1 protein-coding gene is annotated in these 1,069 nt (G+C 54.4%); it reads right to left on the reverse strand.

The genetic code is table 11. The annotated features are described in order from the left end of the window. Positions 1-162: 162 nt before the first annotated feature. The coding region (locus F3H26_RS19310; protein ID WP_223162600.1) for a RepB family DNA primase at positions 163-1,069 on the reverse strand (907 nt) is incomplete at its 5' end.

Below are 1,069 nucleotides of genomic sequence, written 5' to 3' on the forward strand. Positions count from 1 at the left end.
TTTGATGATCTTTTCCTGAATGCTTGTCATTGATCGACACTCCTTGCTTGCGCTCCAAAAGAGCAGAAATGTCAGATCAAGTCGTGTGTTTTACATTTTTACGCCTGGCTGGGCGCCAGGCGGGCTGGCTACGCCCCTGAGGCGGGCACGCACCTGTCCGCACTATGCGGCGATCAACTCAGGAAGCAAACCTTCGCGCTTCAGCTCGTAGTATTTTGTTCTGCCAATGCCGAGGGCAGTCCACGGCTTTTCGCGCGATGCGTTGTTCTTTGCCAGATACTCTTCTCGTGTCATTGCGCCTTTCGCTACACGTCGCCGCCGCTCTGCTTCGGCTTTGCGGCGCTTTCGCTCGTTTTCAGGGATGACTTGTTTCAATCCCAAGTTTCGCGCCATATCTGACGTGACACCCAAACGTTCTGCGATTGTAGCGCCTTTGTAGTGATATCGTCCGTCGCTCAACACCGATGAGCTCCGGTTGAGCGCCGTTTTCTCCGCAGCCTGCCTGGCAATTGCCTGCACTTCGGCCGGCGGCAATCCCGGCGTGGCGGTTTTTGCAGCTTCCCAGATCTTTCTTTCTATGTCCAAGACGTCAGGAAGATGCGTGAAACAAGTCGCAAAGAAGTGCAGCCACGTATTGCGCATGCCAGTGGGAATTGTCCCGCCATGAAAGCAACGAATGATCTCAAGATCATCAAGGATCAGACTGAAACGCTGCGCCTGAGTGAGCCCGCGCGGCATTGACTTGCCGTTCTCGTTCTTCGCCTTCTTCTGTTTTCTACGTTGTTCGAGATCTGAGCGAGTTGGTCTCCCGCTGGCTGTGAATATCTGATCAGACAAGGCGTCGAATCTGTGCCTTTGGCCGGTGCCGCCGCTGACTCGCACCAGGCCTCCTGATTTTTCGTTGACCGTGCCCGGTAGCCGAAAGACGCGAGAGGCGTCTTTGCATGCTCGGTCAGCCCCGAAAGGTGCAGAAATGTGAACCGGCATGCAAAATTGACCCCGGTATTGGGGTAATCGGCGTCCAAATTTGACCCCCCTGATATTTGATTTCGGTAGCTTTCTCACGGAT

It is taken from the genome of Ruegeria intermedia, assembly GCF_900129345.1.
Lineage (GTDB): Bacteria > Pseudomonadota > Alphaproteobacteria > Rhodobacterales > Rhodobacteraceae > Ruegeria > Ruegeria intermedia.